Origin of the sequence: Vibrio sp. 10N.222.48.A3 (genome assembly GCF_041475345.1) — a bacterium.
Taxonomy (GTDB): domain Bacteria; phylum Pseudomonadota; class Gammaproteobacteria; order Enterobacterales; family Vibrionaceae; genus Vibrio; species Vibrio tasmaniensis_A.
Genome location: NZ_JBFRVX010000371.1, coordinates 1 through 5,402, shown reverse-complemented (window position 1 = coordinate 5,402; position 5,402 = coordinate 1). Strand labels below are relative to the sequence as shown.

The window sequence follows — 5,402 nt, the reverse complement described above, 5'->3', positions numbered from 1 at the left end:
TTTGGGCGGTATATTGCAATTACACCCAACGCGTTGCTAAAGGGCAGAATGCGATTGTGCTTTTCTTTATCGCTACTGCGATCACTCTGTGGATCAAATACGCATTGAGTGATGAAACCGGCATGGTGATGACTTCAAGTGCTGCGATTGACTTAGTGCTTGCTGGGGCTTGTATGGGCGCTGGTTACGCGCTTTGGAACACGGCGATTCTAGGTGGCAACATGGTGTTTTTGGCAACCATGTCTTACTTTACGCCAATCTTCGCGACCTTACTGTCTTCTATGATTCTAGGTTTGTCATTGAGCATGAGTTTCTGGCAGGGCGTTTGTATGGTGACGATTGGTTCACTGGCTTGCTGGTGGGTAACTAGAGACAAAAAGCCGACGGTTAAGGCGTCGGCTTCTGAAGAGGTTCAGTCTTGAACTTAAGAGAGAATGCTCTTAGCTCGCGATATTGAGGTTCAATTGAAGCTCATAAGGCATTTTAGATAAGCGTCGCGTTAATTGATGGCGTGTTCGTTCAATATCATCAACCGTAATCGCATCTTGGTCGTTAGTATGAATATCAACATTGACTCTTAGTTCCGGGCCAACCTTAGTCACACCCATTAGCTCCAAATCTTGGTCCGCATCTTTGTCTACAGCGACAACATTCTTATCTACCGCGTCACAAATATCTTTGGTTGCCGACATCATTAGCAGTTCACGCATTGCTTCACGTAACATGTCGAACGGCACTTTGATAAAGTAGAAAGACATCAGCAACATCATCATTGGATCGGCATATACCGCGTATTCAGCAAACGGAGAGTAAGCCACCAACCAAGCAACAACGAAACCTGCCGTAACTGCCACACTCAACAGCGTATCCATTTGCCACTGTTTAGACTCAGCTTGAATCAAACCTGAAGAAATACGTTTGCTCTTGTTAGCGATGTACCACCAAGCGTAACCACAACCCAATACGTTGAAAATACCAAACAGAGTTGCGATAGAAGCATCAACTTCACGACCACCTGTCATCAGAGCACCAATCGCAGAATAAAGTGAATAACCGACCACAAGCAGAATCACAATCGCTTTAATGGCGATTACGATTGGCTCAATGATTGCTCGACCGAACGGGAACTCCCTGTCTGATGGGCGATTAATGTATTTCGAAGCAGCTAGTGACAATAAAGTTAACAGTAAACTGATAAGAGAATAGACACCGTCAAATACTATGACTAGAGAGCCAACGAGAAGACCCAACACCAATCCGCCAATCGCGAAGCCTGATGCTAAAAGGGCTGAGAACAATAGTACTCGATTTTCGTTTTGGCTTTTCCTGTCACACATAATATTTTCCAGATGTTTTTGATAACGTCATTGTTCTAATATTGAGCTAGCTTTACAAACTTTATCTGATGACGTTTATATGTCGGTAACCCGTTTTACATCCAAGTTGTTACTATTCAATTACTTAGTGGTAGATTTTGGTGTCAGTAAAGTTGACGATGACTGTTTTTCAGGAAATGTGAAACTGGCGCTAAATGGTTTATGATTAGTAAAACACATAGGTTGTGAAGGTCTCATAGGCTCGCAGTGTAAAGGAGCAGGTTGTTAAGGTTACAGAAATCGCATTGAAACTTTATACCTTAAACTTGGGTTTGAACCTGAACCTTGAACATAGAGCCGAGTTGAACTTGAAAAGGAATGGATGAAGATGAAATTTGATGATCTCAACGATAGCGAGTTGTGGGCGATTGCTAACCCGATCATGGACAATTTGATGGACGGTTCAACCAAGGTTGACCATGCTCAACACTGCCGAGACTTTACGCAGCGCATGAAGGATATTGTGACGCCTGAGTATCTGGAAAAGGTGTGTCATCATTATCAGCACAGTAATGGCTTTTTTGCTGAACGTGAGCCTGTGGCGCTATTCAGACGCTCCGATTCCATCGCCTTTGTTTGGAAGCAAGCGTATACCATTGCGAAAGGCGAATTTGTGGCAGAAATGGTGTTAGTTGAAGAAGACGGACGTTATTTAGTGGATCACGTGATGGTCTTCTAAAGAGAGGGCTTTCTATTTGTTAGACGATTTTAAGTGTCGAGATAGAACATTATCTGACACTTTAGAAATCAAACAAGTAATCGCTGATCTGATCCGCTAACCAATTCATTCCTGGGTGTTCTGCCATACCTGCCGCGGTAAACATACAGTAGTCTTCTTGAGTCAGGCCATAAGTGTGCTTGATCACCGCCAGTTCCTGTTCACGCAATAAATGGCGTATCAATGGCTCAGGCATTACGCCCCATGCATCTTCTCGTAGAATCGTATCCAACATAAAATCGAAGCTAGAAAAACCAATGTATCGGCGAGAGAAGGGCTCAAGCTCAGGGTTATCTTTTTCATTGAGATAAACCATGGTCGCTTGCATCGAATTTCTTAGTACTTCATCCGACACTCTTCGCATCGCACTTAAATCATGCCCTTTCTTACATACCGACATCATTCGGATCTTGCCGAGTGGGTTGTAGATAATTCTTGGGTCGTCGACACGCTCGTAATCGACACCAAACGCAAAATCAACTTGCTGAGTTTCGACAAGATTAGCCAAGTCGCCACTAGAAGCGAGAACGAAGTTGAAAGAAGTGGAAGGGTATTTGTTGTTTAGGGCGTGCGATAAACTTTGCCACATTTCATCGGGTAGGGAATCGTCGCGTGCGATCCAAATCTCTGCGTTGAATTCACCCGAAACATGTAAGCAGGTTTGCTTAATGCGTGCTGCCGTTACCAACATGCCTTCACAGTCTTTATATATGGCCTTACCTGCCTCAGACAGCTCGACATGGTTACCGCTTCGAACAAACAGTTCGACATCTAACTCTTTTTCCAAGGCTTTGATCGACATGCTCAGTTTGGTTCGGTTACATTCAAGCTGTCGCGCAGCTTCAGAGACGGATCCTAAATCAGCAACAGAACAAAAGGCTTGGACTTGAGAAAGGTTCATTTCATTTCCATATTGAGCGGGTGGCGGTGCATATTATCTGAATATTGTGCTGACTATCTTAGAAATAGTCCATCTTTGCATGATAACTCTATGACGAATTGACTAATTTGGTTTATTCTGGGGGCGTTCCGAACCTACAAGAAGTAAAGATGGAGGCCATGATGGCGAAACAATGGGACGAGTACGCACCTGATTGGGATAACGATCCCGCTACTGCTGTATTCGCACAGTCCGCATTTGACCAGTTAACACAGCTCGTTGATTTGAACGGAACCCGTGTCCTTGATTTTGGTTGTGGTACAGGATTACTCAGCCAGAAAATATCTCCTTTTGCAAAAGAGATCATCGCTCTCGATATCTCAGAAGGGATGATTGAAGAGTTAGATAAAAAAGAGCTGTCTAATGTAGAGCCTGTCGTTGATATCTTATCGCGCGGACTTGCAGCCCAACACCCAGCATTCAGAAATCAGTTTGACTTAGTGGTAGCCTCTTCGGTATGTGGCTTTATTCCGAACCTACAAGATACGGTCAGCCTTATTTATACTCTGTTAGAAAACGATGGGGTTTTTGTACACTGGGATTGGTACTTAGAAAACGACAGCGAAGATTTTGGGGTCAGCGAACAGCGCTCCCAGAATGTATTGAGCGCAGCAGGTTTTTCGATTGTTGAAGTCTCAACACCGTTTTCAATCGACACCCCACAAGGTACTTTGAAGGTTCTGATGGGTGTAGGCCGTAAACAAGTGGTTCCTCATCTATAGTTCACTTGTCTGTAGTTGACGTATCTGCAGTTGACATATAGATAGCTGATCAGATAACTGCACTCACGCTTAATTGACTAAACCCACATCAACGATCTTTGGATCCGTTATGTGGGTTTTCTATTTATACGCACTTGCGTTTTAAACTAAACGGTTCAATTAAGCGGCCTAATCTCTTCTGCTCATTCTTTCCCTTCCCCAACGACAATCATCGATAAACAACCATCGTTAATTGGCAAATGGCCAATTTAAAAACTGTCTATTCACAAAATTTACAAGCTATCTATTCATAAATTACTAAGTTACAAATGGTGTTTTCCATTTTGGAAATGTAGGCTTGCATACATTTCATTAGTGGAAATGTAAGTGTGAGATATAAAATAAGCCCATAAGAATATTAAGGGTTTAATCATGAGCCACCAATCTGCGTCATCTACTTCTTCAACACTTTCAGAACAACAACAACGCTTTAGCAATATCATTTCAGATGCCAACCTGTCCCCAAAACAGAAGTCGAGCTATCTTGCCTTAGAAGCTGAAGCCAGTCTGCCGTATATGCCGGTAAGCAATGAAGTAGAGCAAGCCTTACAACAAGGTGTGCTGTGTGACATGTTTGAAGGTCACGCCCCATTTAAGCCGCGCTATGTGCTTCCTGATTATTCTAAATACTTACATCAAGGCTCCAAGTATTTAGAGCTTAGCGCGGCTACTAATTTCGACGAAGCATTGAACATGCTCACCATCCTTTATCATCACGTTCCATCAGTGACTTCAATTCCGGTTTACTTAGGCCAGTTGGACGATGTGTTGATGCCTTTTGTTGGCGGTTTGACGGATGAGCAGGTATACCAAAAGCTGAAGCTGTTCTGGATCATGCTGGATCGCACGCTGCCAGATGCCTTCATGCACGTTAATATTGGCCCTAGTGACAACATTGTATGTCGCACTATTTTACGTGTGGATGCTGAACTCAAGCAGATCGCACCTAACTTAACCTTTATGTACGACCCTGCAGTCACATCTGATGACCTGCTTCGTCATGCTGCGAGCAATATCTGTGAATGCAGCAAGCCGCACATTGCCAATTATCCTGCACACGCCGCTGCGTACGGAGATAAGCGTTTTGGCATCGTGAGTTGCTACAACTCTTTGCCTCTGGCGGGTGGTTCAAACACGCTAGTACGTATGAACCTCAAGCAAGTGGCTCTGAAATCTGAAGACAGCGTAGACTTCTTACAGCAAGTACTACCTAACTACAGCAGCATCATGATCGAATTGATGAATGCACGTAGCCGCTTCTTACATGAAGAGTCTAACTTCTTCGAAGGCTTCTTAACCAAAGAAGGCTTAATTGAAGAAGATCGCTTTGCGCCAATGTTTGGTATTTATGGCATGGCTGAGGCGGTTAACATCTTAATGGAAAAAGAAGGCAAAGCAGGGCGCTATGGTCACGATGAACAAGCAAATCAGTTAGGCCATCGTATTTCTGAAAAGCTGGCTGAGATTGTTGAAAACTCGGAAGTGAAATATGGGCTGGAAGGTAAGGCTCTGTTACACGCTCAAGGTGGTATCAGCCTAGATGAAGATGTGACGCCGGGTGTACGCATCCCTTACGGAACAGAACCGGATCCAGTGTCTTACGTACG

The 5,402-nt window shown here is 43.9% G+C and carries 6 protein-coding genes; 4 read left to right on the top strand and 2 right to left on the bottom strand.

Annotated features, from left to right (window positions below):
* Positions 1-422: EamA family transporter (locus AB4653_RS11620; protein WP_372104213.1), on the top strand; the 422-nt coding region annotated here is incomplete at its 5' end.
* 18 nt (positions 423-440) lie between these two features.
* On the opposite strand, the gene AB4653_RS11615 is transcribed toward AB4653_RS11620, so the two are convergent.
* Positions 441-1,337, bottom strand: a complete 897-nt coding sequence (locus AB4653_RS11615; RefSeq protein WP_102257265.1) for a cation diffusion facilitator family transporter — start codon at positions 1,335-1,337, stop codon at positions 441-443.
* 367 nt (positions 1,338-1,704) lie between these two features.
* Between AB4653_RS11615 and AB4653_RS11610 the strand changes: the two genes are divergently transcribed.
* Entirely contained in the window at positions 1,705-2,055 is a 351-nt protein-coding gene (locus AB4653_RS11610) for a hypothetical protein (protein WP_009845584.1), read from the top strand.
* Between the two features lie 61 nt (positions 2,056-2,116).
* Here the strand turns inward: AB4653_RS11610 and AB4653_RS11605 are convergent, their stop codons facing one another.
* Positions 2,117-2,995 (bottom strand): LysR family transcriptional regulator, encoded by an 879-nt coding sequence (locus AB4653_RS11605; RefSeq protein ID WP_009845583.1) that lies wholly within the window; start codon positions 2,993-2,995, stop codon positions 2,117-2,119.
* Positions 2,996-3,156: 161 nt separating this feature from the next.
* On the opposite strand from AB4653_RS11605, the gene AB4653_RS11600 reads away from it, so the two are divergent.
* Both AB4653_RS11600 and AB4653_RS11595 read left to right on the top strand, forming a co-directional pair.
* Positions 3,157-3,756 (top strand): class I SAM-dependent methyltransferase, encoded by a 600-nt coding sequence (locus AB4653_RS11600; protein ID WP_009845582.1) that lies wholly within the window; start codon positions 3,157-3,159, stop codon positions 3,754-3,756.
* Positions 3,757-4,167: 411 nt separating this feature from the next.
* Positions 4,168-5,402: YjjI family glycine radical enzyme (locus AB4653_RS11595; protein WP_372104210.1), on the top strand; the 1,235-nt coding region annotated here is incomplete at its 3' end.